We start from the raw sequence: 26644 nt of genomic DNA on the forward strand, positions 1-26644 counted from the left end.
TCAGCAGTCACTGACAAGTGGACACCGGAAGGAACAACCCGTGACCTCCTACATTGAGTCCGCTGACCACGCCGGCATCTTCGTCCCGCATGCCTTCGACGAGCACACCGTCGACCTAGGCGAGATCCGGATGAACTACGTCGTCGCCGGCGACCCGGAGAACCCGGCGCTCCTGCTGATCCCGGCCCAGACCGAATCGTGGTGGGGATATGAAGCCGCCATCACCCTGCTCGCGGACCGGTTCCAGGTTTACGCCGTCGACCTGCGTGGCCAGGGCCGTTCCACCTGGACGCCTGGCCGCTACACCCTCGACATCTTCGGCAACGATCTGGTCCGCTTCCTCGACCTCGTCATTGGCCGTCCCGCCGTGGTCAGCGGCTTGTCCTCAGGCGGCACCATCGCCGCGTGGCTGGCTGCGTTCGCCAAGCCCGGCCAGATCCGCGCGGCGGTGTTCGAGGACGCGCCACTGTTCGCCTCCGAAGCCAACCCCTCGATCGGTCAGTCGATCCGGCAGGGTATCGGCCCCATGTTCACGGTGTGGCACAAGTGGCTCGGCAACCAATGGTCGATCGGAGACTGGGCCGGAATGCAGCACGCCCTGCCCCACGAGCTGCCGGCCTCGATGGCCCAGACATTCGCCGGAATGGCGCCCGCTGGGTCCGGCGAAGCACCGGCCGGGCCACCGCAGGACCTGAGGGAGTACGACCCCGAATGGGGCGACGCCTTCGTCTCCGGCCGCGCAACCGCCTCCTGCGATCACGAAGCGATGCTCACTCACGTGCAGGTGCCGGTGCTCTTCACCCACCACTTCCACCAGATTGACCCCTTCACCGGCGCACTCATGGGAGCCATCTCCGACCTGCAGGTCGCCCGCGTCGAACAGCTAGTGACCGCCGCTGGTCAGACGTTTACCTACTGCTCACTACCCACCATGCCGCACTCGATGCACAGCCAGGACCCGAAGCTCTACGCCGACACCCTCACCGAGTGGTACGCGGCGTTGCCGGGCGCGGCCTGAACCGTCAGATCGTGTCATCGACATCGCGGTAGCCGACCGGCTCGCCACCGGCGATGATCGGGGCGTGCCGCGCCAGGCCGGCGTTGAACCGGGCGGCGACCTGGTCGAGCTGACGCAGTGCCCTGTTAACCGGAACGCCCGCAGGACCGACGCCCAGGCGGCGGGAACCAGGCCGGCACACTACTTTGCTGCTCGCCGCCGGCATCCCCGTGGTGGAGCACCTCACCGGCCTTGCGCAGCTGTCACCACACGGCGCCCGATTCACCGCCACCCCACCCCGCATCGCCGACTTCGGAACCTTCCCGGTACGCGCCTACGCCACCGTCCCCGCCGAACGCTCATCAGCGGCGCCGCCGTAGCTTTTCTCGGCTGGGCCGGCGCGGCTGCGCTCCTACTCGCCTACGCCCTGATCACCCGCGACCCCACAACCGCGACCGGCCACCGCTACCTAGTTATGAACCTCGCTGGGTCAGCGGGGCTGGCCGCCAACGGCGGCCGCCCACGACGCCTGGCCCTCCACGGCCCTAAACCTGCTCTGGCTCATCCTGGCCCTGAACGTCCTCCGGCGACGCCGCGCCACGCCCCTCGGCGCCACCAACACCGGGCCCCGTCCCAATTGACGATCGTTCGTGGACCAGGACTGTGGGTGCGCGCGGCGGAACACGCGCGGCTGCGGGAGTCGGTGGGTCAGGCATCGCGGCGGGCGAAGTGGCTGAGCGGGGCGCAGTTCCGGGTCGACGGCGAAATCATCCCCCGTCCTCTGGTGTTCCCGGGTCCTGGCCGGCAGCCACCAGATCACCTCGGTGGCTCAGCCAAGGTTGACAGCGAAGGCCTTCCTTGGAAGTGGGAGCAAGTCCTGCAGATAGCGCCGAACATGCTGAGAGGGCACCCATTGACCCCGAGCAATGCTCAAGATCGACTCGCCGGCATGAAACCCCAACCAGACCGCGTCCTGCACAACCTCAGACATCCCATACGTACGCACATGCGCCTCCACCGAAAGATCATCTTCCGGTGGTGCACCAACCCATAGAGACCGCCATGGTCTAGGAGACAAAGCGCGAGCACCTGGTTGGCGAGCAGGAGCAGGTGTCGGATGTACCCGTCGCAGCCGCCAGCCTGCCACCTAAGTAGACGACCGGTCTAATAGGTGTTAGTGTTGCTATACGCCGCCCGGTGACACCGCCTCCCGCCAGAGCATCCTCGAGGCCGGTCGGCGGACTGTTGCCCACAAGGGGTGGACTGCCACCGGTCTCACCGAAATCCTCAGCACTGCCGGTGCACCCAAGGGGTCGTTCTACCACTACTTTGCATCCAAAGACGCCTTTGGCGAGACCATCATGCGGGACTACTTCATCGACTACCTCGCGGACATGGATCGGATCTTCGCCCAGCAGGGCCGTTCTTCAGCCGACCTGCTGATGGAGTACTGGCTTCATTGGCGCGAGACCCAAACCCTCGAGGACTGCCAGGGCAAGTGCCTAGCAGTCAAGCTCGGGGCCGAGGTGGCCGACCTGTCCGAACCGATGCGCCTTGCCCTCAAAGACGGAACGACGGAGATCATCGAGCGGATCGAGCGGGTCATCCGAGCCGGAACCGCGGAGGGCTCCCTGTCGACCGATATGGATGCGCGCGCTGTGGCGCAGACGCTGTACGACCTCTGGCTGGGCGCCAGCGTGATGGCGAAAATTCACCGAGACATCGCCCCGGTCGACAACGCCCTCGCGCACACCGCGCGGATCCTGCACCTCTGAGCAGTCTTTCCCGCACCTTGCCGGCAGCGCGGGATGCACAACACCATTCGTAGTCGACCGGTCCACTACAGGAAGTACACGTCATGAAGGTTCTCATGGTTCTCACGTCGCACGACGAGCTCGGAAACACCGGCGAAAAGACCGGGTTCTGGCTCGAGGAGCTGGCGGCACCGTACTACCGCTTCATCGAAGCGGGTGCGCAGGTGACCCTGGCGTCCCCGAAGGGGGGCCAGCCGCCCCTGGACCCGAAGAGCAACGATCCCGCTGCTCAGACCGACCAAACCCGACGCTTCGAGAACGACCCGAGCGCAACCGCAGCACTGGCGAACACGGTGCGCCTGAACTCCGTCGCGGCGAAGGACTTCGACGCCGTCTTCTACCCCGGCGGTCACGGTCCGCTCTGGGACCTCGCCGAGGACGGCGACTCGGTGGCCCTGATCGAATCGGCGCTGCGCCTCGGCAAGCCGGTCGCGCTCGTGTGCCACGCCCCCGGGGTCCTTCGCCACGTGCGCAACGAGGACGGCACCCCGCTCGTGCAGGGCCGGAAGGTGGCCGGTTTCACCAACACCGAAGAAGCCGCGATGGGCCTCGTCGACGTCGTTCCGTTCCTCGTCGAGGACGAGCTGAAGCAGCTGGGCGGCATCTACTCCAAGAGCGGCGACTTCGAGTCCTATGTCGTCGAGGACGGCCTGCTGATCACCGGGCAGAACCCCGCCTCCTCCTCCTCGGCGGCCGACGCCCTCCTTACGAAGCTCGCAACACTGACAGCATCAGCGCACACCGAGTCCTGATCGTATCGAGTGTCATAGCGACCCCGGTTAGAAAAACTGCGTCCAGCGTCCGTCCAGAGCTCAACTGCGACTGCTCTGCCCCACCCACAGCGAGCGATAAGAGAAGAAAGAGCAAGTGAAGCGAGTACTGATGACGGGCGCTGGAAGCGGCTTTGGGCAGGAGGCAGCCATGCGTCTGGCCGAGAAAGGCTTCGACGTCGTTGCCGCCGTTGAGATCTGGGCGCAGGTCCAGCCTCTCAAGCGCCAAGCCGCCGAGCGTGGCGTCACAATGCAGGTCGAGAAGCTCGACGTAACGAACGAGGGAGACCGTCGCAAGGCGCTGTCGTGGAACATCGAGATTATTGTGAACAACGCCGGCGTGGGCGAGGGGGGCGCGACCGTCGACGTGCCGGCAGCCAACATGCGCAACCAGTTCGAGGTCAATGTCTTCGGGCCGTTGCTGCTCACACAGGGCATCGCCAAGCAGATGATCCAGCGTGGTGAAGGACGCATCGTGTGGGTGTCGTCGCGAGAAGGCCTCAACGTCGACCCCTTCACGGGTCTGTACGCCGCGTCCAAGCACGCCCTCGAGGCGATTGCCGAAAGCATGGCCGACGAGCTTGCCGAGTTCAGCATCGAGGTCGCGACCGTCAACCCGGGACCGTTCTTGACCGGGTTCAACGACCGCATGTTCCAGACCTGGTCGAGCTGGCAGGACGACCCTTCGCAGAGAGTGTTCGACTACGCAGGGCTCGCGTTCCCCCGTTCGCAGTTCGACCCCGAGCCCGTTTACGCCACGCTGACCGCCGTCGCCGCCGGCGAGGTCGAAACGTTCCGAAACCTGGAGCCCAAGTCGATGCTCGAAGAGACCAAGACCCTCGTAGAGGCCCCGTGGAGCCGAAAGACGACCGACGGGCTCGGCAAGCGGCCGGACAAGCTGCAAGCCTCTTTCGACATGGAACCCGAGACGCCCGCCTTCTAGCGACGTCGGACGCCACGTGAACGAACGTGGTGCCGGGCGCCCATCAGGGACATGTCTTCACACCGCTGTGTACGGTGCCCGAGCAACGGCCGCGCAGGATCGAGCGCCAAGCGCGGACGCGTCGGGCTAGGCGACGCGTCGGGTGTCTCAAGGCGGTCTGGCCGCAAGTCCTAAGTCGTGTTGGGCGACGAGCTTGCCCGGCGCGTCGTTGACCAGCTTCGGCTCGGAGCAGCGATCAGGCAAGGGTTTCGGTGCCCGGACGGGTTTGGCTCTGGTTTAGCTCAGCGCCCAGGCGGTGCCGTTGTGGGTGAGACCGAAGGTGATGAGTCGGCGCAGGTTGACGGCGGCGGCGCGATGGTGCAGCCAGTGGTCGTTCTTGGCGACACCGCAGTAGCGGACGCGTCGGTTGCCGCCGCGCACGAGCCAGGCTATGGAGCGTTCGACCATCGGCCGGTGCTGGCGGTATTCGGCCAGCCAGTCCGGGTCCCGAGCAGCCTGGCGTGCGGCGCGTTGCAACGCGTCGTATGGGCCGATCTTGAGGCTCTTGCCGGCACGGCTGCGGGTGCATCGAGGGCGCAGTGGGCAGCCGGCGCAGGCGGACTTGAACGTCGCGACACCGCGCGGGCTGATCTTGGGGGTTATCCCGTTCGGGCAGGTCGCGGTGCCGGCGGTGTGATCGATCGTGAAGTCCTCGACGCTCAGCCCGCCGCCGGCAACCGACTCGCGGCACGACGCGGGCTTGACCCGGTCGGTGTGACCGCGCTGGCCGGGTTCGTCGCCGAACTCGCCGGAACCGTAGGCCCAATCGCCCAGCACGGTCACCGGTTCGTCTTCGCCTCTCAAGCAGGTCCAAGCCGACGCTGGGCTCGCTGACTGGCTGCCCGTCGGCGGCGACACCGGATGCCTGGGTCAGGCGCAGTCGATGATGATGCCGGTGTCCGCTTCGATGGACAGGTGCGCCTTGAACCCGTCCTGGCGGCGGGACACGGTCTTGTGCGCGTGCCGGGCCTGCGCGTCGACCGTGCTGATGACCCGGTCCCGGGCGACGCGCTGCGCGATGCGCCAGCGCCCGTCGGTGCCATCCGAGCCCTCGACCGGTTCGACGTCTTGGCCCGCGACCAGGGCCAGCAGCGCCAGCGCCTCGGCCGCCTTGGGCCCATGCTCGGTCTCGGGCAGGCGGCCGAGCAACCGGTGCGCGTCACCGACCAACGCCTCGATGAGCTGCTCGCGGGCCTCCTGCTCATCCCAGGCGATCCCCGGTTTACCCGGCGTGCCGTAGTCGTGGGCGTGGCAGTGTTCAGCGATCACCGCCGCCGCGTCGGGCACCTCGCGGGCAACCCGGCCGATCGCGCCGATCAACTGGGTCACCGTGTCCTGCGTAGCGACCGCATCATCAAGGACAGTCCAGTCCAACGCCCGGCGCGTCTTACCCGCCAGCGCGCCGGTCTCGGCCACCACCGCCTTGACCACGTCGAAGATGCGGTTCGGCCGGTCACTGGCAGCCAGCCGACGCCGCCAGTAGGTCAACGTCCTCGCGTGAAACGCGCCCGCAGTGACCGGCAGACCGCACGCCGCCTTCCACCGCAGATCGAATGTCACCGCATCCACTGTCTCTGAATCGGATAACCCCTGCAGTGACTGCAACATGATCACCGCGGCCATCACATCGCCCGGCACGCTCGGCCGTCCCCGACCGCTCGGGAACAAGTCAGCGAACATCTCATCGGCGAACAGTTCCCGGCGGTGTTCGACCAAGAACGCGAACACGCTGCCCGACCTCAACAGATGACCCGCCACCGACTCCACATCCAGCAAATCCCGCTGATCAACCGATGTCCCTGCACGCGAAGATCATCCAAAGCCGCCAAGATCAACAGGCTAACCGCCACGCGGATTGTTCAGGAGGCTCCTAGCCGGTTCCGGCACGATCATTGTCAGGACAGCGCGGCCTCCGCCTTGCGAGCGGTAGATGTGGTCGGTGTCCGCCTTGTAGTGCGCGTAGTCACCAGCCGTCAGCGACAGTGGCTTGGCGGCAGGGCCGACGAGCAGGTCGCCGTGCACGAGGTACACGTGCTCACGGACGCCGTGACGGTGGGCTTTCGCCCGCTGCTCCGCTTGAGGGTGGACGAGCAGCTCGTACACCTCCAGGACGCGGTCGCTCAGCTGGCTGCGGTGCAGCAGTCGGGCGTCCAGCGGCGATCCGGACACGAACGGTCGGTCGACCGCCCGGACAATCTGCGCTTCATCCTGAGGTGGATCATTCACAAGGTCCGCGAGAGTCGCCTCCAGCGCATAGGCCCGGGCGAACAGAGTCTCCACGGTGGGGTTGCCTCGACCGCACTCCAGCTCGCTGATCGTGCCCTTGGCCACGCCCGATGCGGCAGCAAGGGCGGCCAGGGACAGGCCGGACGCGGTCCGTAGCCGCTTGCGGTTCCCACCCACGAGCGCTGTGCCGGCCGTCAAGGGTCCCCTAGGGTTCGTCATATCGAACGCGCGTACCTTCGAACCGACCGTCGTACGGAAGGACAGGTGCAGGTGAAGACCATCGGCTTGCTTCATGGCATGAGCAGTGTCGCCACTGGCGACTACTACAGGAAGATCAACGATGGGGTCAATGAGGCGCTCGGTGGGCACGAGCGGCCGGAGCTGTTGCTGTATAGCGTGAACTTCGGGGACATCGAGCGATTCGTGAGACAGGAGCGCTGGGATGACGCCGCGGACTACCTGACGGACCGGGCGATGCGGCTGCAGGCGGCTGGCGCGGACTTCGTCGTGTGCGGGAGCAACACGATGCACCGCGTCGCGCCGGCACTCGAGTCCGCGCTGGACGTCCCGTTCGTGCACATCGTGGACGTCGTCGCGGACGCCGCGCTGCGGCAGCGCGTGCGGGTACTCGGTGTGCTGGGGACCCGTCCGGTGATGGAGGCGGACTTCTACCGCGAGCGCCTGGAAGGGCGTGGCATCGAGATGCTGACGCCCACTGCTGCCGATCGCACGCTCGTCGACGACGTCATCTTCGATGAGCTGACCCAGAACGAGTTCCGGGCGGAGTCGCGCGAGGAGTACCTGCGGATCATCCGCGAGCTCGTCGACCGTGGCGCGCAGGCGGTGCTGCTTGGCTGTACCGAGATCTGTCTGCTCGTGAAGCCGGAGGACCTGCCGGGCGTCACCCTGCTCGACAGCACCCAGCTGCACGTGGACCGCGTGGTGCAGCTCGCGTTGTCCTGAACCAGTTCGCAGCCGGGTGCACCCGCAAGCAGTCAGAGGAGGAGCTGTGACCGTTGTGGACGGGCATGCCCGGGCAGCACCGGCGTCGGCGGCTGAGCCGGGCCCCGACCTGGACGTGCTCGACCATGTGCAGCAGCGGGTGCTGTGGCTGGCGACGTCGATCGTGCACGCGGCCAACGCCCGGCGGCCCCACGCCTCGGGGTCAAGGTCGGCGGCCACCAGGCCTCGAGCGCCTCGCTGGTCAGGCGGCCGCACCTCAACCGAACCACTCGCTGCCCCAACTGTCCGAGCCATTGACGCGTACGTGGCCGACAACCATCCCACCACTGGGCCGCTCTTTCTCGACCGCACCGGCACGACGCGACTCGCCTACCGGACAGCATTCGATCAATTGCGACGGCTAGCTGTGATGTCCACATCCCGGCCGCCGAGCAGATCACACCGCACAGCCTGCGCCACAGCTTCGTCACCGAGGCACTCGAAGCCGGCGTCCCGCTGCAAGACGTCCAAGATGCCGCCGGGCATCGAGACCCCCGCACCACGCGGCGTTACGACCGCAGCCGCCACAACCTCGATCGACACCCGACATACGTGTTGGCCGCGCACTTGCGAAGAGGCCGAGCCCGCGACGATGACGACACGCCGTCATGACGGAAACGCCGAGACAAGGGCTGATCAGCCGCGCGCATCCGATTTGTGTAAGGCAAGGCCAATCACCGCCACCGCACGGGGGCGATAACGTGAACCTGTGCCGGTCGAAGTTTTTGTCGACGAGGGCAAGCGGGCCGGCTACCTGCTGTGCGCGGCCGTCGTGGCCAGCCAGGACGTGGCACGTGCGCGGCGAGCGATGCGGGCGCTGAATCGTCGCCGGTTGCACATGCACAGCGAGGGCGCGGCGAGCCGGCAACGCATCTTGGCTCGGTTCGCGCAGGCGCCACCGATCAGTGCGGCCCACCTGTGGCGCCTGCCGATCCAAGGGGGGTCGGAGCGGGCGGCGCGGGATGAATGCTTCCGTGCGCTCATACCAGGGGTCTTGGAGTTGGGGGCGGCACGGATTGTGGTGGAGTCCTGTGCTCAGGATCAACAGGACAAGGCGGTGATCGGCTCGTCGCTGGCCCAGGCTGGTGCGCTCGGTCAGGTCGAGTTTCGAGTAGTGCCTGCGCAAAGCGACGAGTTGCTGTGGGCCGCTGACCTTGTTACGTGGGCCTACCTGGCCGGTGGCCGATCTCAGCGGGCGGTAGCGGACCTGGTCACCGTGCATAACCTGCCCTGAACAGCGCGAAGGCCGGGCGACCCGTCAGATGGAACACGGGCGGGCTCCCGGCCTCACTTTCGAGGGTCATCGCCTCGACACCACCCAGTATGCCGTCTCCGTGGTCATCCCGTCGAGTCTCTTTCAGGTGGCGAAGGCGGCGCGTAGGAAGGAAGCGGCGCGGTCGAGGGCTTCGGCGCCCTCGTCGAGCGCCGCGGCGAAGCCTGGGAAAACGTGCGGAACGCCGGGCGTGACGTGCAGCGTGACGTCGACTTCGCCGCGCGCTGCCCTCGCCGCCAGCCGGACGGCATCGTCGAGGAGGATCTCGTGGGAGCCGACCTCGATCAGCAGTGGCGGCAAACCGGCGAGGTCGGCGTGGATCGGACTAGCCGACGGGTCCATCGGGGTGGTGTCGCCGAGATAATCTGCGGCGCGGCGGCGCAGCGCGTCCGCAGTGAGAGCCGGGTCGAGTTTGGCCCGGTCGGACATGCTGGCGCCGGTGAGCGCGAGGTCGGCCCACGGGGAGAGCAGCACCGCGCGCCGAGGTTGCTCAAGGCCCTTGTCGCGGATGGCGGTCATCAGTGCAACGGCGAGTCCGGCGCCGGCTGATTCACCGGCCAGAACGATGCGGTCGGCGTCGACTCCACTGTCCAGCAGTCCGCGGTACGCGGCGAGGGCATCGTCAAGCGCTGCGGGGAACGGGTGCTCGGGCGCCAGCCGGTAGTCGACGGACACGGCGCGGATTCCGACCCGCCGGGACAGTTCGCTGGCCAGTCCGGCCGCTGCTGCGGCGCTGCCCATCGCGTACGCGCCGCCGTGCAGGTACAGCAGCACCCGCGTCGGATGGGCACCGGCGACGTCCACCGTCACGACCGGGACGCCGCCGAGCTCGCCCGGCTCGGTCGTCACGTCCTCGGGCAGTGGGTGCGAGGTCATCATCTGTTGCATCAGCGGCCGCTGTGTGGTTAGTTCGCCGCCCAGGTCCAGCGGCCAGCCGCGCATCAGCGCGTCGAGCGCGTCGCGCTGTTGTTTGCTCACGCGACGCCACCGTTGACGAAGAGGGTCTGGCCGTTGGTCCACCGCCCGGCCGGGCCGGCCAGGAACGCGACGGCCTCGGCGATGTCTTCGGCCGTGCCGAGGCGACCCATGGGGTTCATTCCGGCGATGCGCTCGATCAGTTCTTGCGGCTTGCCCTCGAGGAACAGCGGTGTCGCGGTAGGCCCCGGCGCCACCGTGTTCACGGTGATGTCGCGGCCCTGCAGTTCGCGGGCCAGAATGAGCGTCACCGCCTCGACTGCGGCTTTTGACGCCGCATAGGCGGCGTAACCGGGAGTCTGCAGCCGGGTCACCGACGTGGAGAAGTTGATGAGTGCACCGCCCGAGCGCAGTCGGCGAGCGGCCAACTGCGACACCACGAAGGTGCCGCGGATGTTGGTGCGGTGCATCCGGTCCAGGTCGGCGAGGTCGAGCTGGGCCACCGGCGACAGCAGCATGATGCCCGCGGTGTTGACGACGACGTCGATCCCGCCGAACTCCTGCTCGACCTGGTCGAACGCCGCCGCCATCTGCGTCTCGTCGGCGATGTCGGCGCGAATCGTTGTTGCTCGGCCGCCGACCTGGGAGATCGCGGCGACCGCCTCGTCGGCGCGCTGCTGGTTACCGCTGAACAGCAGCGCCACAGCGTCGCCGGTGGCTGCCAACTTCTCGGCCGCCACGCGGCCGATGCCGCCGGAACCACCGGTGATTAGTGCGACCCGGTCGGATGTCAGATTCGTTGTCACGATGGACCTCCATGATGTAAGTATTGTGGACGTTACGTCCACATCTAAAGTAGACGGTCTGTCCATATAGTGCAAGCGAAGGGAACCGATGACGAACGCCGCCGCCGTCCGTCCCGGGCGGGGCCGCCGCCCGGCCGCGGACGTCCGCGACGCAGTGCTCGACGCTGCCGGCGCGATGCTGCTCGAGACCGGGATGCGCGGTTTCACCTTCGAGAAGGTGGCCGCACGCGCGGGAGTCAGCAAGATGACCCTGTACAAGTGGTGGCCCTCGCCCGGCGCTCTGGCCTTCGACGCCTACTTCGCCGCCACCGCGGACGAACTCGCCTTCGACGACACCCACGACATCGAACGCGATCTCATCGCGCAGATGCAGGCGTTCGTGGCTTTCCTGACGTCACGCGACACCGCGGTGATCGCTGAACTCATCGGCGTGGCCCAAACCGACTCCGACCTGGCAGCCGCCTTCACCGACCGCTACACCCTCCCCCGCCGCGCACTGGCAGTCGAGCGCCTCCGCAAGGCCCAGAACGCAGGCCAGATCCGGCCCGACGCGGACTTGGAAAGCATCGTCGACCAACTCTGGGGAGCCTGCTACCACCGACTGATGCTGCCCGGCCGACCACTCACACCCGACCTGGCTGAAACCGTCGTTCGCAACCTACTCAACGGCGTGGGCCCGAGCTGACGAATCGTGAGGCTCACCGTGTGGGACGTCGACCATCGCCGCACCGGTCACCAGGGCCTCCATAACATAACTGGCGGCGTACTCGGCACTGTGCACCACGAGTCCGGGCACCGGTTCCGCACCCAGCTGGTATTGGCCGCCGCCGAACTCACTGGCCGTCACCGAGGGCAGCACCACGGACACGACGATGCCGTCGTGGGCAAGTTCTGCCCGGGCAACCGCGCTGAGCATGTTCACCGCCGACTTGGCTGCGGAGTAAGCGCCGATCCCGATCGGAACCATCCGCGTCGTACCCGAGCTCACGTTGACGATCCGTCCTCCGCCGCCGGCTCGCAGATGCGGGACGACGGCCTGGGTCATGGCCACGACTGCGACGACATTGATCGCCAACACGCGCTCGAACTCATCCAGGTCCACTGTGTCGAGACGGTGGTGGAAACTCACGCCGGCGTTGTTCACTAAGGCGTCAATTCGGCCGTGTCGAGCCAGCGTCTCCGTGACCACGCGCCGCACATCGGATGCATCGCAAAGATCGGCGACCACATGCAGCGCGCCACCCAGTTCCGAACTGAGCTTCACTAGCCGGTCGGCGCGGCGGGCGACGAGTACCGGGTGCGCGCCTGCGGCGAACAACGCCCGCGCGGTAGCCGCGCCGATGCCCGACGATACGCCGGTGACGATGACGACGCGATCGGCCAGCGCCCAGTCGTCGAGGACCGCAGGCGAGCTCACCGTGTGACCGTCAGCAACTGCTCGAAGCCCAGCCGGGTCACGAACTGCTCCTGCGCATGGCGGAAAACCGCGTTGACCTCCTCGACTCCGGAGTCGAGGAAGTCGACCACCGATCGCGCCGGCTTCGCACCGACCGGCAACGCCAGGATGCGGGTGATCTCGTCGGCCACCGTCACTGGGTCGGCGTCCGCGTCGGGCCGGAACATCGCGGTGGTGGCGGCCTCGTTGCGGGCCACCAGTTCATCCAGTCCGGCGTAGGCCCGGGTGACCCCGTCGTCGCTTGCGTGGCTCGCGTTCGGGAAGTGCTCGGTGCCCTTGGTGAAGGCTCCCGGCATGACGATCGTGGTCTCGATGCCGAATTGGCTCACTTCGTAAGCGGTCACCATGGCCAGCGCGTCGAAGGCGAACTTCGACGCGACGTACGGACCGAGGAAGGGCGGGACCACGACCGTAGTCGTGCTGCCGACGTATACCAGCGTGCCTGAGCGGCGCTCCCGCATGTGCGGTAGCGCCGCCCGGTTGACGCGGTGCGCGCCGACCGCGTTGACGTCGAACAGGTGAGTCACGTCCTCGGCGGTGAACGCTTCGACGTACCCGACGTAGAGATGCCCGGCGTTCTGCACCACGACGTCGAGCTCGCCGGTGGCGCGGAGCACGGTACGCACCGCCGCGTCGGCCGACTCCTGTGAGGTGACGTCGAGCTCGACGACACGCAGGTCGACGCCGTCGCGCTCGGCGATGTCAAGCAGCTCTTGGGCGTGCGCGGCGTTGCGGGCATCGATGCCGCGCATGCTGGCGAACACGGTGTGGCCGGCCGTAGCCAGGGCGCGTGCGGTGAGATTACCGATTCCCGTCGCGGCACCGGTGATCAGGACAACAGACATGGACGCCCCTTCGTGGTTGGTAGAGCTTCGGCGAGCGAATCACTCATCAGGCAGATCGAATGCATCGGCGCGTTCAGCTCCGTGCGGCACGTCGATCGCTTCCTCGCCCGTGCGCAGCGCGCGAATGATGGCCCTGGCCGGATACTCGGCGCTCTGGGTGATCAATCCGGGCCACGACTCCTCACCGACCTTGTACCGGGCACCGCCGAACTGGGTGGCAGTGATGGAGGGCAGCACGATCGACACGGCGATGCCGTCGTCTTCCAGTTCTTTTCGGGCGACCGCACTGAGCATGTTGACCGCGGACTTGGTGGCTGCGTAAGGGCCGGCACCGAGGGGCACCATGCGGGTCGTGCCGGAGCTGACGTTTACGATGCGTCCGAAGCCCGCGGCGCGCATGACCGGTAGCACCGCCTGCGTCATTCGCAATGTGCCGATCACGTTGATACGCAGTGCCAGCATCAAGTCGTCCAGATCGACCTGGTCGACCCGCTCGTGCAAGCTGATGCCGGCGTTGTTGACCAACCCGTCGATACGCCCGTGCCGCGCGAGCGTGGCCGCGATCAACGCGTCGACCGCTGTGTCCTCGGTGATGTCCGCCTCGACGGCCAGAGCTCCGTCAAGGTCGTCGCTGAGCCGGCTCAGCCGCTCGTTGTCGCGGTCGGCCAGCACCGGTACGGCGCCCGCAGCATGCAGCAGTCGGGCTGTCGCCTCCCCGATTCCCGACGCCGCTCCGGTGACGATGACGACCCGGTCTGACAGGGCAATGGTGCTCATCAACGTCCTTCCATCAGAAACATCCGGTGTATCGGGCCTTGTCATGTGAAGATCTGGCCGATCTGCTTGTACTCGAGGAAATCGTCGAGGCTCGCCAGGCCGCCGAGGCGGCCCAGACCGCTGGACTTCAGGCCGCCTTCCTCGAACTCGATGGCAAGATTGGCCCACCCGTTGATCGAGATCAGCCCGGCGTCGAGGCGCCTGGCCACCCGCATCGGCCGGTCGATGTCGCGCGACCACACGCAGGCGCTCAGACCGTATTCCGTGGCGTTCGCCAGCGCCACCGCTTCGTCCTCGTCGTCGAACACCTGCACGGTCTGCACCGGCCCGAACGTTTCCAGCTGCACGATCGGCAGCGAGGAGTCGGTCACTTCCAGCAGCGTCGGGTTGTAGAAGGCGCCGCCGGCCAACTCGGGCAGGGTGCTCGGGCCACCGCGCACGACGACCTTCGCCCCGCCGGCGATGGCCTCTTCCACTGCCCTGTCGACCCGGGCCACCGACGCCTTGTCGATCATCGGGCCCATCTCGCTGGCCGGATCGGCGGCCGGGCCGGGCCGGATCGACTCCAGACGCTCGGCCAGTTCTGACGTCACCTTCTCGGCCACGCTGCGGTGGATGAGGATGCGGCTGCCGGTCATGCAGAATTGGCCGGCGAAGACGGTCACCGAACGCACGACGGTGGGAATGACTTCGGCGAGGTCGGCGTCGGCGAAGATGAGATGCGGGGTCTTGCCGCCCAGTTCCAAACCCACCCGCTTGAGGTTCTTTGCCGCGGATTGGGCGATGAGCCGGCCGACCTGCGTGCTGCCGGTGAAGCTGATCACGGGCACCATCGGTGAGTCGACGAGCAGCCGGGCGCCGTCGGCTCCGGACTCGGTGAAGATGTTGACCGCACCGGTGGGGAAGTCCGGTACGCCGGCGAAGATTTCACTCATCAGCGCAGCGGTCTGTGCCGCCTGGGACGGCATCTTCACCGCAGCGGTGCAGCCGGCGGCCAGCGCTGGAGCGAGTGCACGGATGCACAGATAGGCCGGCGAGTTCCACGGCACGATCACGCCGGCGACGCCGATGGGCTGGCGGATCGACATCGACTGAAGGTTGGGCTGGGTGTCGGCGACGCGGCCGAAGTTCAGAACGGCCAGCCCGGCGGAGAAGCGAAGCGCCCGCATGATGTGGTGCACCTCGTAGTGGGCCTCGCGACGCAGTTTGCCGTTCTCCAGGCACAGGCTGTCCATCAGATCGTCCAGGCGCGCTTCGAACGCGTCCGCCAGATGCCCGATTGCCGCTGCTCTGAGCATGGCGTCGCGCGGCCAGCTGGTGTTTTCGAAGCATCGCGACGCAGCGTCGACGGCTGCTTTAGCCACGTCGGCTCCACCGTCGCAATAAGTGCCGATCACCTCCCCGGTCGCCGGATTGATGCTTTCCCGCTCGGGGAACGACGACAACCAGGAACCGTCGATCCAGTGCTGGGCGGTCAACTTCGTGGACATGTCGAGCTCCATTCACATGAGTGACGGTGAGTATGCGTACAGAGGCCCTCGGCGGCGCGGCACGTCACGCGGGGCCCACGCCTACAGCGCCGGGGTCCGTTGTTCGGCGCCGGCGACCGATCATCCGGGCGATGGCGGCGCCGCGCCCGGAGCGTCCCTGGCGCTTGGCCAGACCGACGGCGAGTAGCAAGGCAAGACCGTTGAACAGGTCCGGAATCCACACCGGGGCACCGGCGAGCTGAAGTCCTTTGACGCCGGTGGCCAACACGTACACGGCCAACACCGTGCCCCACACGTTGTACCGCCCACCTCGAAACTGGGTGGAACCCAGGAACGCCGCCGCGAATGCCGGCAAAAGGTAACCCGGTCCGACAGTGGGATCACCGGTCGCGAGCCGCGAGGAGACCAGGCAGCCCGCCGCGGCGGCGATCACGCCGCAGCCGACGAGGCAGAGCACCACCGTCACTGAGGTGCGCACGCCGGCCAGGCGGGCGGCCTCGGCGTTGCCACCAGTCGCGTAGACACGCCGACCGGACGGCGTGCGCTCGAGCACGTACCAGACCGCCAGCGATACGACGACCACGAAGTAGACCGGATAGGTGATGCCGAACAGGTCGTTCGTCGCGATGCGTTGATAGGACGCGCCGAGATCGAGGATCTGCTGACCGCCCGACACCCAGGTGGTCAGCGCTAGGAGCACTGACGACACCCCGAGGGTGGCGATAAAGGAGTCGATCTTGGCGGCCACGATGAGTAGACCGGTGATGAGGCCGATCGCGGCACCGCTGATCAACGTGAGTACCAGGGTGACGGCGATGGGCAGTCCCTGGTGCGATAGGAACCACGCGGACACGATCGATCCGAAACCGACCTGCGCGCCGATGGCCAGGTTGAACGTTCCCGCCGACAGCGGGATCACCAGGCCGACGGCGGTGAGCGCGGTGATCGACTGGTCGTCGAGCATGGCCCGCCAGGTGTTCGCGCGCAGGAATGTGTCCGGCACCCAGAACGAGAAGAGCACGAACAGGGCGATGAAGATGTAGACGGCGCTGATGGTTTGAAACGACAGCGCGTTGATCCACCGGTTCGGCTCGGTGCGCGGCGCAGTGCGTCCCGGCGTCGGCTCGCCGCCGGACACGCGGGCGGTGGATTGCTGATCGATGGCCATGCCAGTCACCTCGACGACGTTGACAGGGGTATGGGCGGGGACGAAGGTGCCGGGTCGAAGCTCTCACTCAGCAGGCGTGCCTCGCTGAACTCGTCGCGCGGCAGCTCGGCGGCGACGCGGCCGTGTCGCAGGACGAGTACGCGGTCGCAGATGGAAAGCAGTTCAGCCGCGTCCGACGATGCGACGAGAACCGCGGTACCGGCTGCAGCAGCGGTGTCGATCAGGTCGTAGATCGCCGCCTTGGCCCCCACGTCGACCCCTTGCGTCGGCTCGTCGAGCAGTAGGACCTTCGGCATGATCCGCAGCCACCGAGCCATGACGACTTTTTGCTGGTTGCCACCGGAGAACAGGCGCAACGGCCGATCGGGAAGCGCTGGATGCAGTTCAACCCGATCAACCCATTCGCGGGTCTCTCGATTCTCGGCCGCTCGATCGAGCCGGCCGAACGTCCGACGCAGCGAACGCAGCTGAGGCAGTGTCAGATTTTCTCGGGCTGTCAGCGACATCACGGCGCCGTACCGGGCGCGGTCGGCGGGCACGAACGCTACGCCGTTGTCGATGCTCGCTCGCGGCTGATCGGCAGGAACGGTTCGTTCGCTCACCACGATCGAGCCGCCGTGTCGGCGCGTGGCACCGAAGATCGCCTCGGCCAGTTGCTCGCGACCGGAGCCGAGCAGTCCGCTTACTCCGACCACTTCACCGGTGCGCAGCCGTAGATCGACGTCGTGCAGCACGTCCGTGCTCAGCTTCTCCACCCGCAGGGCGACGTCTGCTCCGGGCGGTTGCCGGTGCGGACGGTGCGTGCTTAGAACACGGCCAGCGATGGCATTGACGAGCCAGTCGTGATCGACCTGTCCGGCATCGCCGGTCGCGACGACGCGTCCGTCGCGCAAGGCAATGACCCGGTCCGACAGTCCCAGCACCTCGTCGAGGCGGTGGGAGATGAACAGGACGCCGGCGCCCTGCTCAGCGACCCGCCGCACCGCCTCGAACAGGCGGCCGACCTCCTCACCGCCCAGCGCGGCGGTCGGCTCGTCCAGGACGAGGACGCCGTCGGGCGGCGACCAGTCTCTCATCGCCCGAGAGATGGCGACGATCGTCCGTTCTGCGGCGGAGAGTCGACCGACCGGCGTGCGCACGTCGAAGTCGCCGCCGAAGCGTCGTACGGCCTGCTCGGCTGCCTGGCGTTCGCTGCGCCGGGGTGACGGTCGCAGTCCCCAGGCTGGTGCGCGTCGTCCGATGTCGAGGTTTTCGATCGTCGACAGGGTGGCGACGAGGCCGAGGTCCTGGTGAATGAATCGCAGATCTCCGTGTTCGATCACGCCACCGGAGTCAGCGGCGTAGACGCCTGCCAGGACCTTTACCAGTGTCGACTTGCCCGAGCCGTTTTGACCGACGATCGAGACGACCTCCCCGGAACGGATTTCCAGGGACACGTCGTCGAGCGCTTTGAGGCCCGGGAACGACTTGGACAGTCCGGCGATCCGAAGCAGGGCCGCGTCGCCGGGGGGCGACCCCGCTGCGGAGCCGCGGGCGTCGTCGAGCATCAGGAGGCGGCCTTGGCGTTGGCCCACAACTTGGTGAAACGGGCGACGAAGTCCGGGTAGGCCGAGAAGCCTTTGCTGACGTCCGCGGGCAGGTTCGCTTTGGTGATCAGTTGGGACGGGATGTCGCCGTTGGACTCGGCCGGGGTGAGCGGCTGCTTGGTCGCCAGCCGGACCGCCGCATCGACTTGAGTGAACGCCAGCACACCGGCGTCCAGCCCGACCGCGGCGTCTATCCCACCGGTCTTCATGTCCTGCAGGTTCGACGGAACCGGTGCCGACCCGGCCACCTTGACCTTGATACCCGCGGTTTTCAGCGCCGCCGGCAGTCCCGTAGCCGTTTCCAGACTTCCGAACAGCGCGATCTGGGTCTTCGGGTGGGCTTGCAGGTCGCTGACGACGCGACTGGGCGCGGTGGAGCCGATGGCTGATCCAGGAATGTCCACGTACCGGACGTGGCAGGCGGGGCAGTTCTGTGCCAGTTCCGCCTTGAACGCAGAGGTGATCACCGACGTGAACGAGAAATCAGGGTTGCCGTAGAACGCAATATCTGCGCCCGGACCGGCCGTCACGATGGCCCAATCAGCGAGGATCTTGCCGTGGACCACGTAGTTGGCCGGACCGTTGACCGGCGCGGCAATACCCTGCGCCGGACCGCCCATGACGCCGGCGCCGACGACGGGGATACCCGCCTTGGACAGTTTGAGCACGTTGTTGCCGACGGCCCCGAGGTTGACCGCGGGCAGCAAAAGCGCGGCCGGCTTGGTAGCCTTGACCGACGACAGTGCGGTGTCGATGCCGTCGGCGGAGGCACTGGCTTTGACCGTCGTGACGCCGGGGATGCCCATCGTCCTGGTGCCCAGGGCGTACAGGTCTCCCAGTAGAGCGCAGAACGGTGCGGCGCATTGCAGGAATCCGATCTTCTGACCGGGCGCGAGTTTCTTGGCCAGCGGCTGATCGACCGGGAAGCGGGTCGGCTTGCTCGAGTATTGGGCGACGAGAGCTTTCGCCGCCGTCTCACCATTCCCACTCGCCGGTCCCGACGAGGCGGCGTCGGCTGCGCTGGAACTCGTGCTGGCGGCCGAGGTGCTTGCGTTACCGGCGCTCTTGCTGCTACTGCACCCGGCTGTCGCAACGCAGGCGACTAGCGCCACCATCGCCGCCACTCGCCGCTGTTTCGTGACCAACATGATTGTGTCCCCTGTCGTTAAGATTGGCCTGTGTCGAACGCGACCGGCGCGTGGTGTGGAAAGTTAGTGTTTTCTCGTCAACTGGCCATCGCGAGGAATGCGAATGATCAGATCCGCAGAATGCGTTCGGCGTTTCCGTGGGCGATCTTGGCGCGGTCAGAATCGCTGAGTGTGGTTCGCTCGAACATCTCCACCGCCTCGCTGGTCTGTTCCCACGGATAATCGATGGAGAACATGACCGCGTCCGCTCCGACGGCAAGAACCGCACCCGTCAGCGCCGGCGGCGAGAAGACGCCGCTGGTGGTGAGCACGATGTTCGTGCCGATGTATTGCGACGGAATCCTCTGCAGCAGGCGCTCAGTGTCCAACGTCTTGTACCGCGAATCCAGCCGAGTGAGCTGGAAGGGTAAGAATTCCCCCATGTGACCGAGGATGAGAGTCGCATCGGGGTGGCGGTCGAACACACCGCTGTAGAGCACACGCAGCGCGTGGCCGGCGGTTTCGGCGCCCCAGCTCCAGGTCGCCCCGTAGATCTCGGGACAACCGTCCAGCAGGTGCCACCGGTCGACCGGTACCGAGCCCGGATGGATGTAGAGCGGCACGCGCAACCGGGCCAGAGCGGCCCAGAAGTCGTCGTAGTCGGGGTCGTCGAGGTACCGGCCTTGGGTGTGGTCGTTGATCAGCGCGCCGCAGAAGCCGAGTTCTCCCACGCTGCGTTCCAGTTCGGCTATCGCTGCCGCTGTGTCCTGCATCGGCAGCGCGGCGAACCCGCGGAAGCGGTCCGGATGATCGGCGACCACTGTGGCCAAGTAGTCATTCGCATAACGTGCGCTGTCCACGGCCACATCAGTTGCCAGATCCAGCTGAAGGCCGGGCACGCTCAAGGACAGCACCTGCACGTCGATGCCGTGGGCATCCATGTCGGGCAGCCGGTATTCCGTGAAGTCCGACAATTTCTTGGCGACATCGGCGGCGTACTGCTTCGACAACCGGATCCCCAGCGGCGCCCCGGCCAGCCGACCGGCCAGTTCGGGGATGGAGAAACATTCCTCGAGGGCTACGTATCTCATGCACGTCTTTTCTGTCTTGGGCACTGTATGCAGTGCGAACGCCGCTGCATTCACGAGATCGACCGGCGAGATCGAGATGTTGCCGGTTCAGGTCATAGCCTTCATCGGGTGCGGGCCGTACACATCTGCCGGGTGACCCGAAAAAAATGGCCGGTTTTCGACTGACGAACGGCGGGTCGGACCGACGGCACTACGTCATACGCCCTGTCCCAGGACTTAGCGCACCGGCCCGCGCACCAGGCGTGCGCTCAGGTGTGACCGGCGATCATCAGATCGGCCAGGTCCTCCGGGTGCAGGAACGATGCCGGTGGCGGCGGCCCCCATTGGAACAGCCCGCGAGCACCCTCGAGCGTGTCCGGTGTCCACATGGCGTCCGTCGGGATGCAATCCATGTCACTGTGGTATTCGGCGAACGTGCCGCTCGGATCGCGCAGGTACCAGAAGAAGTTCGAGCCGGCGAAGTGCCGGCCCAGTCCCCAGACATGACGCTGCGGGTCGGCCTCGAGCATGTGCGTCGCACCGCGGCCGATCTCGTCGATGTCTTCGACCTGCCAGCTGGTGTGGTGTAGGAACGGCGCCGGCGACCGTTGGATGAGCACGTTGTGGTGATCGGTCGAGCAGCGCAGGAAGGCACCGAAGTTCTTGACGTAGTCGCTGACCCGGAATCCGAGCCCGGTCACGAAGAAGGCATAACTGGCCTCGTAGTCGGGCGTGCCGAGAACGAAATGTCCTAGCCGGCGTGGCCGTACCCGACCCGCCCGCACAACTGCGGGCGAACGCTCACCCACCCGGTCGAAGCGGCCCGGTCCGTTGTAGAGGGGCGCCGGCGTGGCCTGTTGCACCGTCCGGGCGGCGACGCGGAGCTCGATCTCGACGCCCGTGCCCGGTTCGACGGCGATAGCCTCAGCCCCCGTCGGTCCGGACGGGACGTGCACGTGGCAGGCGACACCGAGTCGGTCAAGGCGGGATTTCGCGGCCAGGACGTCGTCAGCGTCGTCGCAGGCGAAGCTCGCGCGCAGCAACCTGCGGATGGGCGTACGGCGCAGGTGCAGTTGCTCGCCGGCGTCGACGGTGGAGAACGACGTCCCGTCGGCGCTCGGTTGCAGTCCGAAATCGACGTAGAACTCGCCCGTCGCTTCAAGATCAGGAACGCCCAGAGTGATGCTGTCCAAGCGATGCAGCGCCATGGTCACCTCCCGGCGAAGGAAACGTGATCGATACCGTCACGACGGCACCGGTGAAGTAGCGGTTGGACGCGAAGCGCCCGTCCTGGGGACGAGCTGCGCCAGCAGTGCGTCGGCCAGTGTTTGGAAGGCGGCTGTTCCTCTCGCTGCCCCGTACACATAGAAATCGGGCCGCACGATAGCGACGTCGACGCCTCGTGCCTCGAACCACCGGGCGTAGGTGCCATCGACGTCAATGGCGGCGTCCAGGTCGGTGCCGAAGGCGGTGTTACCGGTTTCGGCCAGCGCCACGAAGACGAAACTGGCCCCGAGATTTGCCAGCTCCTGCACCTGGTCGGGGCGCAGCCGGTCACGGGGATCGCCGGTGGTATCGACGATCACGAATCCCCGTTCCGGGTACAGCCGGTCGAACAGATCGACACGCCCACCACTATTCACCCGACCCTGGACCGACAACTCCCCGGCGGGTGCTCGCGCGACACCGTCGGCATCGACGTCCAGCACTCCGCAGACCAGTTGCGGGAATTCCGGGATCGGCGGCCGGTACCCGGCCCGGAACATCTCGTCGCGGGCGCGAGCCTGGTCTGGGTCGATGATGCACGGGATCTTCCCCGATTCCAGGGAGATGACGGTCCAGTCGTAGACGTGGGGGTATCGCTCCTGTTGATAACTGTCAAGAAGCTCGGTGCCGGCGCGCTCCGACAGCACCAGGTCGAGCTTCCAGGCCAGGTTCTTCGCGTCACGCATGCCTGAGCACATGCCCTGTCCCATGAACGGCGGCATGGTGTGGGCGGCGTCGCCCGCCAAAAAGACGCGTCCGACCTTCCAACGTTGAGCCAGCCTGGCCTCGAAGGTGTACACGAGTTGACGCACCGGCTCGACGTCGGCCGGCCCGATGCCGATGTCGCCCAGTAACCGCCAGGCGGCGGCCGGACTCGCGAAATCGGCCGGGTTTTCATCCGGGCGCAGATGCCACTCCCAGCGCCGGTGATGTTTGCCCAACGGAAGCACCGTGGTGGGCCTTCGCGGATCGCAGATCTGTCCCGAGTCGAACGGCAGCTTGAAGTCGCTCTTACGCCGCGCGTCCACCACCAACCAGTTTTCGTTGAAACCCAGATCGAGGCGCTCCACCCCCAGCATCGACCGGATGCGGCTGTTCGCTCCGTCGCATGCGACGAGATAGCGGCCCCGCAACGTGCTGCGCTCACCAGTCAGGCGCGGCACCGGCGAGCCGGGATCGGGCACCGCCCGCTCAACGGTGAGTTCCACGCCGTCCTCGGTCTGGGTCAACCCAACCGCCTGCCAACCCGGACAGTAGGCCAATTGGGGGTCGGCGTTCACCCGGGCCAGCAATGACGCTTCGAGCAGGGCCGAGTTCTGCATGTAGTCCGAATGCCAGCCGGACACGCCCTGTTCACCCCACGGGAACTCCAGCAGCGTCTCACCCTCGGCGTTGATCCACTTGTAGTACTCGGTCGCATAAGCGTCGTTGAGGGTGGGCCCTTCGGCGTCCAAGCTCTCCAGTAGGCGCATGACCTCGTGGTCGATGTGGCCGGCGCGAGGTAGTCCGTACTGCTCGCTGTGCTTCTCCAGCACGATGGCCGAGCGCCCGAGCTGACCGAAGACGGCGGCCATCGTCAGGCCTACCGACCCGGCACCGACGACGAGCAGGTCGTGCACGACGGTGGTGTCGGGTCCGTCCGGCATCACCGCACCGCCACCGGATTGAGCGGCGATTCCCCGGTGTCCCTCGGGTGATCCTGCGTATCCGCAGCGCCAGCGGTAAACGTCTGGCTCAACCGACCGACACCGTCGATCCAAGATTCGAGGTGAGCGCCAGGCATCAAGTACCGCGGCGGGGTGCGACCGGCGCCGACACCGGACGGTGTGCCGGTGAAGATCAGGTCGCCCGGGTAAAGGGTGACTATGCCGGATAGGTAGGCAATCAGCCCGGAAACCGGGAAGATCATTCGACTGGTGCGGCTGTGCTGCATCGTCTCACCGTCGACAGCGCAGCCCAAGGCCAGGTCGTCGGGCGTAGCAAGCTCGTCGACCGTCACCAGGGCCGGCCCGATGGGCGAGAAGCCCGCATGCGACTTGGCCAGCCCGAATTGAGGGGCCGGGCCGGCATGCTGCGACGTGCGCTCGGACAGGTCCTGACCCGCGGTGACGCCGGCGACGAAGTCCCACGCCTGGTCGGCACGCACCTGCGTGGCCTGCGCACCAACAACAACCACGAGCTCGACCTCCCAGTCGACGGTCGTCGAGGGCAACGCAACAGTGGTCACCGGCCCGCTCAAGGACGACGCGAATTTCGGAAATACCACCGGCACGTCGGGCCGGCGGAATCCCGATTCGGCGGCGTGCTCGTCGTAGTTAAGCCCGATCGCGAAGACTTGTCGGGGCCGCGGCACGACCGGGCCGAGGCGTTGCGGTACGTAGGTTTGCGCCGCCGATTCCGTATCGGTGTTCGCGGCCCAGGCGAGAAAGCCCGACCAGTCGTCGAATACCGATTGCGGGTCAGATCCGAACTGGCCGTCACTGAGCTTCGCCACATCGGCGGCGCGGTCGTCGTGGACGATGACGAGGCGGCCATCGAGATTTGCCGTACGCATGAGTGTCCTTCCAGTCGGCATCCTGAGCGTCGCTCACACCTCACGTGTCCTACATCGGCCGGGTGACCCGCCGGCCGGTCCACTTAACCCGCCGCAACCGACGCGCCCGGCCGGCGGCGCTGGGACAAATGTCGCGCCCGAACCGCCGTGCTGTGCGGCATGCTGGGTTCGGGGGTGAGACGTGTTGGAAACATCGACGTTCGACAACCGTGACGTAGCGAAGATCCGCACGGCCAGTGATCTGGCAAAGGACGCGCTGGCCGCTCTGGCCGAATCAGCGCCCGAGGGCATTGCGATCCTGCACCCGGACGACGCGAGCGTGCGGTGGGCCAACGCCGAAGCCGCCCGCTTGCTGACCATTCCTGAGGTGCAACACGTTCTGATCGCCGGTCGTGCCCTTGCCGAGCTGCGTGACGACGAGGTCGCCGTCGTGGCCGCGGGGTTCGTCGAACTCGAATGCCTCTCGACGCTCATCGACCTCGAGCACGACTCCCTGCGAGTAGTCCGCTTCCGCGACGTGAGCGCCGAAAGCCGCCGCGACCGGGAACTGCGCGCATTTAGCAACACCTCGGCCAGCATCGCCTTCTCGTGCTCGCTCACCGAGGTACTCGACCGAATGGCCGAAGAGGTCAAGCTGGCTTCGGGCATGTTTTCATGCACGTTTCTGTTCATCGAAGGTCACACCGTGGTTCGGCAGGCCGGCAAGTCAGGGCTCTACCCCGCCGTAGAGGACTACACGCAACGCCTCAACGCCTGCACGGCCTTGGGCGCTCCCTTGATCGCACTCGACGCCTACGACCAGCGGGCGCCCATCATCGTCGAACAATGGCGCGAAAGGACGTTGGCCGACCCGCGGTTCGCCCCGATACACGACATCAACGTCGAGGCCCAGTGGAGTGCGATCGCTGTTGTTCCGCTAATCGTGCGCGACGAGATCATCGGCGTGTTCAACGGCTTTTACTTGCCGGGGCACGAGCCTCGTTTGCGTGATCTACCTTTTCTCACTGCCATCGCCGATCAGGCCGCGGTGGCCGTTGACAACGCTCGACTGCTCGAGGCGCTGGAGGCGAAGGCGGCGTTGGAAGAGCGGCACCGACTCGCTCGAGAGCTGCATGACTCGGTGAGCCAGGCCCTGTTCTCCCTCACCATGCAGGCTCGCGCCGTGGAGCTGATCGCGCGGCAGGACGAGCCCGACCTCGAATCGGTCGGTGTCGGCTTGGCCGACATCCGAGAGCTCACCGCCGGGGCGCTGGCCGAGATGCGGGCGCTGATCTTCCAGCTGCGACCGGCGGCCCTGCACGAAGAGGGCCTTGTTTCAGCGATCAGGAAGCACGCTGCGGCCATCACGGCGAGCCAACGCCTGGCCATCGAGGTGATCGGGCCCGAAGAAGGGCTCGGCTTGGCCGAGAACGTGGAGCGGGAGATTTTCCGCTTGGTCCAGGAAGCCCTCAACAACGTCGTCAAGCATGCCGACGCGCGCCACGTGAAGGTACGGATCGCAATTCCGCCCGACGCTGGGCGCGACCTGTACGTCGAGGTCTGCGACGACGGTAACGGCTTCGACCCGTCCATCGAGCGGCCCGGCCATCTCGGCCTGACGTCGATGCGCGAGCGAGTCGAAGCCCTGCACGGCCGCTTGGAGCTGCATTCGACAGCTACCGGCACGGTCTTGCACGCACATATTCCCCACGTGATCGATCTAAGGGAAGGTCAAGCAACGTGACCATCACAACCAGCGCGCCGGCCGACGACGATCAACCCATCACCGTGCTCATCGTCGACGACCATGCTGTCGTGCGGCGAGGCATCCGCGCGTTCCTCGGCGCCCAACCCGACATCGTGGTGGTCGCCGAAGCCAAGGACGGCGCCCAAGCGATCGCCGAACTCACGCTGCTCAACGCGAGTGGGCACCTCCCCGACGTCGTCCTGATGGACCTGCTGATGCCGAGGATGGACGGACTCGAAGCTATCGGCCACATCAAGGCGCGGCATCCACTCGTCAACGTCGTGGCGATGACGAGTTTCAGTGAGACCGAACGGGTGCACGCCGCACTGGCCGCCGGCGCGTCGGGCTATGTGCTCAAGGATGCCGAAGCCGACGAGGTGGCCGCGGCCATCCGTTCGGCCCACGCCGGCGAGCTGCACCTAGACCCGGCCGTGGCGCGGGCGCTCACCCGGACGTTGCTCTCCGGCAACGACGCGAGCACGTTGAGCGCGCGCGAGCGCGAAATTGTTGTGCTCGTGGCGCACGGCATGAGCAACCGCGAGATCGCCGACAAGCTAGTGATCAGCGAACGCACCGCGCGCACACACGTCAGCAACGTGCTGCTGAAACTCCGGCTGACGTCGCGAACGCAGGCCGCACTCTGGGCCATGAGGGAAGGCCTGGTCACGGTCGGGACCTGACCCCGAGTAGTGGACACGCTCAATCCCTGCTTCGGTGGGGTGGAAGCGAGATGATCCACTCATGGCGAGGAAGAACTACTCCGAGGAGTTTCGCCGCGACGCTGTCGAGTTGTA

The 26644-nt window shown here is 66.6% G+C and carries 25 protein-coding genes and 3 pseudogenes; 12 read left to right on the plus strand and 16 right to left on the minus strand.

The window, feature by feature from the left end:
* Positions 1-40: 40 nt before the first annotated feature.
* Positions 41-1018 carry an alpha/beta fold hydrolase gene (locus RM423_RS19375; RefSeq protein ID WP_311424694.1) on the plus strand — a complete coding sequence of 326 codons (978 nt, stop codon included), beginning with the start codon at positions 41-43 and terminating at the stop codon, positions 1016-1018.
* Positions 1019-1022: 4 nt separating this feature from the next.
* Here RM423_RS19375 and RM423_RS19380 read toward each other — a convergent pair whose 3' ends face one another.
* On the minus strand, positions 1023-1199 hold the full coding sequence (locus RM423_RS19380; RefSeq protein ID WP_311424695.1) for a hypothetical protein: 177 nt from the start codon (positions 1197-1199) through the stop codon (positions 1023-1025).
* Here RM423_RS19380 and RM423_RS19385 point away from each other — a divergent pair.
* The 4 genes and pseudogenes from RM423_RS19385 to RM423_RS19400 form a co-directional block, all read left to right on the plus strand.
* Positions 1176-1377: pseudogene (locus RM423_RS19385) on the plus strand (hypothetical protein); the annotation flags it as partial. The gene RM423_RS19380 and the pseudogene RM423_RS19385 sit on opposite strands and share 24 nt — an antisense overlap.
* A gap of 840 nt (positions 1378-2217) precedes the next feature.
* A complete protein-coding gene (locus tag RM423_RS19390; RefSeq protein WP_396327797.1) occupies positions 2218-2772 on the plus strand; it encodes a TetR/AcrR family transcriptional regulator in 555 nt (184 codons plus the stop codon).
* Positions 2773-2855: 83 nt separating this feature from the next.
* Complete coding sequence (locus RM423_RS19395) at positions 2856-3563, plus strand: type 1 glutamine amidotransferase domain-containing protein (RefSeq protein WP_311424698.1); 708 nt, start codon at positions 2856-2858, stop codon at positions 3561-3563.
* A 115-nt stretch (positions 3564-3678) separates the two neighbouring features.
* Complete coding sequence (locus RM423_RS19400) at positions 3679-4524, plus strand: SDR family oxidoreductase (RefSeq protein WP_311424699.1); 846 nt, start codon at positions 3679-3681, stop codon at positions 4522-4524.
* Positions 4525-4800: 276 nt separating this feature from the next.
* Here the strand turns inward: RM423_RS19400 and RM423_RS19405 are convergent.
* Both RM423_RS19405 and RM423_RS19410 read right to left on the minus strand, forming a co-directional pair.
* A pseudogene (locus tag RM423_RS19405) lies at positions 4801-6339 on the minus strand (IS1182 family transposase).
* Positions 6340-6402: 63 nt separating this feature from the next.
* Positions 6403-7083 (minus strand): cupin domain-containing protein, encoded by a 681-nt coding sequence (locus RM423_RS19410; protein WP_311424700.1) that lies wholly within the window; start codon positions 7081-7083, stop codon positions 6403-6405.
* Between the two features lie 3 nt (positions 7084-7086).
* Between RM423_RS19410 and RM423_RS19415 the strand changes: the two genes are divergently transcribed.
* From RM423_RS19415 to RM423_RS19420, 4 genes and pseudogenes are all read left to right on the plus strand, one after another.
* The gene (locus tag RM423_RS19415) at positions 7087-7752 is read left to right on the plus strand and encodes an aspartate/glutamate racemase family protein (RefSeq protein WP_311424701.1); all 666 of its coding nucleotides are present in this window, start codon (positions 7087-7089) and stop codon (positions 7750-7752) included.
* A gap of 55 nt (positions 7753-7807) precedes the next feature.
* Positions 7808-7995 (plus strand): annotated as a pseudogene (locus RM423_RS25855) (hypothetical protein); the annotation flags it as partial.
* A gap of 174 nt (positions 7996-8169) precedes the next feature.
* Positions 8170-8403, plus strand: coding sequence for a site-specific integrase (locus RM423_RS25860; protein ID WP_396327798.1), 234 nt, complete (start codon positions 8170-8172; stop codon positions 8401-8403).
* A 97-nt stretch (positions 8404-8500) separates the two neighbouring features.
* Positions 8501-9025: a hypothetical protein gene (locus tag RM423_RS19420; protein WP_311424702.1), complete on the plus strand. Its 525-nt coding sequence runs from the start codon at positions 8501-8503 to the stop codon at positions 9023-9025.
* 123 nt (positions 9026-9148) lie between these two features.
* On the opposite strand, the gene RM423_RS19425 is transcribed toward RM423_RS19420, so the two are convergent.
* Together RM423_RS19425 and RM423_RS19430 are read right to left on the minus strand one after the other, a co-directional pair.
* Entirely contained in the window at positions 9149-10042 is an 894-nt protein-coding gene (locus RM423_RS19425; RefSeq protein WP_311424703.1) for an alpha/beta hydrolase fold domain-containing protein, read from the minus strand.
* Positions 10039-10788: an SDR family oxidoreductase gene (locus RM423_RS19430; RefSeq protein ID WP_396327799.1), complete on the minus strand. Its 750-nt coding sequence runs from the start codon at positions 10786-10788 to the stop codon at positions 10039-10041. The genes RM423_RS19425 and RM423_RS19430 overlap by 4 nt, the downstream gene beginning before the upstream one ends.
* 85 nt (positions 10789-10873) lie before the next feature.
* Between RM423_RS19430 and RM423_RS19435 the strand changes: the two genes are divergently transcribed.
* On the plus strand, positions 10874-11470 hold the full coding sequence (locus RM423_RS19435; protein WP_311424705.1) for a TetR/AcrR family transcriptional regulator: 597 nt from the start codon (positions 10874-10876) through the stop codon (positions 11468-11470).
* On the opposite strand, the gene RM423_RS19440 is transcribed toward RM423_RS19435, so the two are convergent.
* From RM423_RS19440 to RM423_RS19490, 11 genes are all read right to left on the minus strand, one after another.
* Entirely contained in the window at positions 11444-12202 is a 759-nt protein-coding gene (locus RM423_RS19440) for an SDR family NAD(P)-dependent oxidoreductase (protein WP_311424706.1), read from the minus strand. The two genes, RM423_RS19435 and RM423_RS19440, sit on opposite strands and share 27 nt — an antisense overlap.
* Positions 12199-13086 (minus strand): SDR family oxidoreductase, encoded by an 888-nt coding sequence (locus tag RM423_RS19445; RefSeq protein ID WP_311424707.1) that lies wholly within the window; start codon positions 13084-13086, stop codon positions 12199-12201. The genes RM423_RS19440 and RM423_RS19445 overlap by 4 nt, the downstream gene beginning before the upstream one ends.
* A 39-nt stretch (positions 13087-13125) precedes the next feature.
* The gene (locus RM423_RS19450; RefSeq protein ID WP_311424708.1) at positions 13126-13863 is read right to left on the minus strand and encodes an SDR family oxidoreductase; all 738 of its coding nucleotides are present in this window, start codon (positions 13861-13863) and stop codon (positions 13126-13128) included.
* 41 nt (positions 13864-13904) lie between these two features.
* On the minus strand, positions 13905-15353 hold the full coding sequence (locus RM423_RS19455; RefSeq protein ID WP_311424709.1) for an aldehyde dehydrogenase family protein: 1449 nt from the start codon (positions 15351-15353) through the stop codon (positions 13905-13907).
* Between the two features lie 64 nt (positions 15354-15417).
* Positions 15418-16521, minus strand: coding sequence for an ABC transporter permease (locus tag RM423_RS19460; protein WP_311424710.1), 1104 nt, complete (start codon positions 16519-16521; stop codon positions 15418-15420).
* A 5-nt stretch (positions 16522-16526) separates the two neighbouring features.
* The gene (locus RM423_RS19465; protein WP_311424711.1) at positions 16527-18068 is read right to left on the minus strand and encodes a sugar ABC transporter ATP-binding protein; all 1542 of its coding nucleotides are present in this window, start codon (positions 18066-18068) and stop codon (positions 16527-16529) included.
* Entirely contained in the window at positions 18068-19255 is a 1188-nt protein-coding gene (locus RM423_RS19470; RefSeq protein WP_311424712.1) for a sugar ABC transporter substrate-binding protein, read from the minus strand. The genes RM423_RS19465 and RM423_RS19470 overlap by 1 nt, the downstream gene beginning before the upstream one ends.
* A 107-nt stretch (positions 19256-19362) precedes the next feature.
* Positions 19363-20325: an amidohydrolase family protein gene (locus RM423_RS19475; protein ID WP_311424713.1), complete on the minus strand. Its 963-nt coding sequence runs from the start codon at positions 20323-20325 to the stop codon at positions 19363-19365.
* 248 nt (positions 20326-20573) lie between these two features.
* Entirely contained in the window at positions 20574-21512 is a 939-nt protein-coding gene (locus RM423_RS19480) for a VOC family protein (protein WP_311424714.1), read from the minus strand.
* Between the two features lie 36 nt (positions 21513-21548).
* Positions 21549-23216 carry a bifunctional 3-(3-hydroxy-phenyl)propionate/3-hydroxycinnamic acid hydroxylase gene (locus tag RM423_RS19485; protein WP_311424715.1) on the minus strand — a complete coding sequence of 556 codons (1668 nt, stop codon included), beginning with the start codon at positions 23214-23216 and terminating at the stop codon, positions 21549-21551.
* Positions 23216-24124 carry a fumarylacetoacetate hydrolase family protein gene (locus RM423_RS19490; RefSeq protein ID WP_311424716.1) on the minus strand — a complete coding sequence of 303 codons (909 nt, stop codon included), beginning with the start codon at positions 24122-24124 and terminating at the stop codon, positions 23216-23218. The genes RM423_RS19485 and RM423_RS19490 overlap by 1 nt, the downstream gene beginning before the upstream one ends.
* A gap of 184 nt (positions 24125-24308) precedes the next feature.
* On the opposite strand from RM423_RS19490, the gene RM423_RS19495 reads away from it, so the two are divergent.
* Together RM423_RS19495 and RM423_RS19500 are read left to right on the plus strand one after the other, a co-directional pair.
* Positions 24309-25847, plus strand: a complete 1539-nt coding sequence (locus tag RM423_RS19495) for a GAF domain-containing sensor histidine kinase (RefSeq protein ID WP_311424717.1) — start codon at positions 24309-24311, stop codon at positions 25845-25847.
* Positions 25844-26530, plus strand: coding sequence for a response regulator transcription factor (locus RM423_RS19500; RefSeq protein WP_311424718.1), 687 nt, complete (start codon positions 25844-25846; stop codon positions 26528-26530). Before RM423_RS19495 ends, RM423_RS19500 begins: the two co-directional genes overlap by 4 nt.
* The last annotated feature ends 114 nt before the right edge of the window (positions 26531-26644 follow it).

Origin of the sequence: Jatrophihabitans lederbergiae, assembly GCF_031845305.1 — a bacterium.
Classification (GTDB): Bacteria; Actinomycetota; Actinomycetes; order Mycobacteriales; family Jatrophihabitantaceae; genus Jatrophihabitans_A; species Jatrophihabitans_A lederbergiae.

Excerpts from the sequence above, each read along its gene's own strand:
- RM423_RS19465 (WP_311424711.1), bottom strand. The coding sequence starts at position 18,068 with ATGCTCGACGACGCCCGCGGCTCCGCAGCGGGGTCGCCCCCCGGCGAC.
- RM423_RS19445 (WP_311424707.1), bottom strand. The coding sequence starts at position 13,086 with ATGTCTGTTGTCCTGATCACCGGTGCCGCGACGGGAATCGGTAATCTC.
- RM423_RS19460 (WP_311424710.1), bottom strand. The coding sequence starts at position 16,521 with ATGGCCATCGATCAGCAATCCACCGCCCGCGTGTCCGGCGGCGAGCCG.
- RM423_RS19450 (WP_311424708.1), bottom strand. The coding sequence starts at position 13,863 with ATGAGCACCATTGCCCTGTCAGACCGGGTCGTCATCGTCACCGGAGCG.
- RM423_RS19490 (WP_311424716.1), bottom strand. The coding sequence starts at position 24,124 with ATGCGTACGGCAAATCTCGATGGCCGCCTCGTCATCGTCCACGACGAC.
- RM423_RS19485 (WP_311424715.1), bottom strand. The coding sequence starts at position 23,216 with ATGCCGGACGGACCCGACACCACCGTCGTGCACGACCTGCTCGTCGTC.
- RM423_RS19475 (WP_311424713.1), bottom strand. The coding sequence starts at position 20,325 with ATGAGATACGTAGCCCTCGAGGAATGTTTCTCCATCCCCGAACTGGCC.
- RM423_RS19435 (WP_311424705.1), top strand. The coding sequence starts at position 10,874 with ATGACGAACGCCGCCGCCGTCCGTCCCGGGCGGGGCCGCCGCCCGGCC.
- RM423_RS19470 (WP_311424712.1), bottom strand. The coding sequence starts at position 19,255 with ATGTTGGTCACGAAACAGCGGCGAGTGGCGGCGATGGTGGCGCTAGTC.
- RM423_RS19455 (WP_311424709.1), bottom strand. The coding sequence starts at position 15,353 with ATGTCCACGAAGTTGACCGCCCAGCACTGGATCGACGGTTCCTGGTTG.
- RM423_RS19480 (WP_311424714.1), bottom strand. The coding sequence starts at position 21,512 with ATGGCGCTGCATCGCTTGGACAGCATCACTCTGGGCGTTCCTGATCTT.
- RM423_RS19415 (WP_311424701.1), top strand. The coding sequence starts at position 7,087 with ATGAGCAGTGTCGCCACTGGCGACTACTACAGGAAGATCAACGATGGG.
- RM423_RS19410 (WP_311424700.1), bottom strand. The coding sequence starts at position 7,083 with ATGAAGCAAGCCGATGGTCTTCACCTGCACCTGTCCTTCCGTACGACG.
- RM423_RS19395 (WP_311424698.1), top strand. The coding sequence starts at position 2,856 with ATGAAGGTTCTCATGGTTCTCACGTCGCACGACGAGCTCGGAAACACC.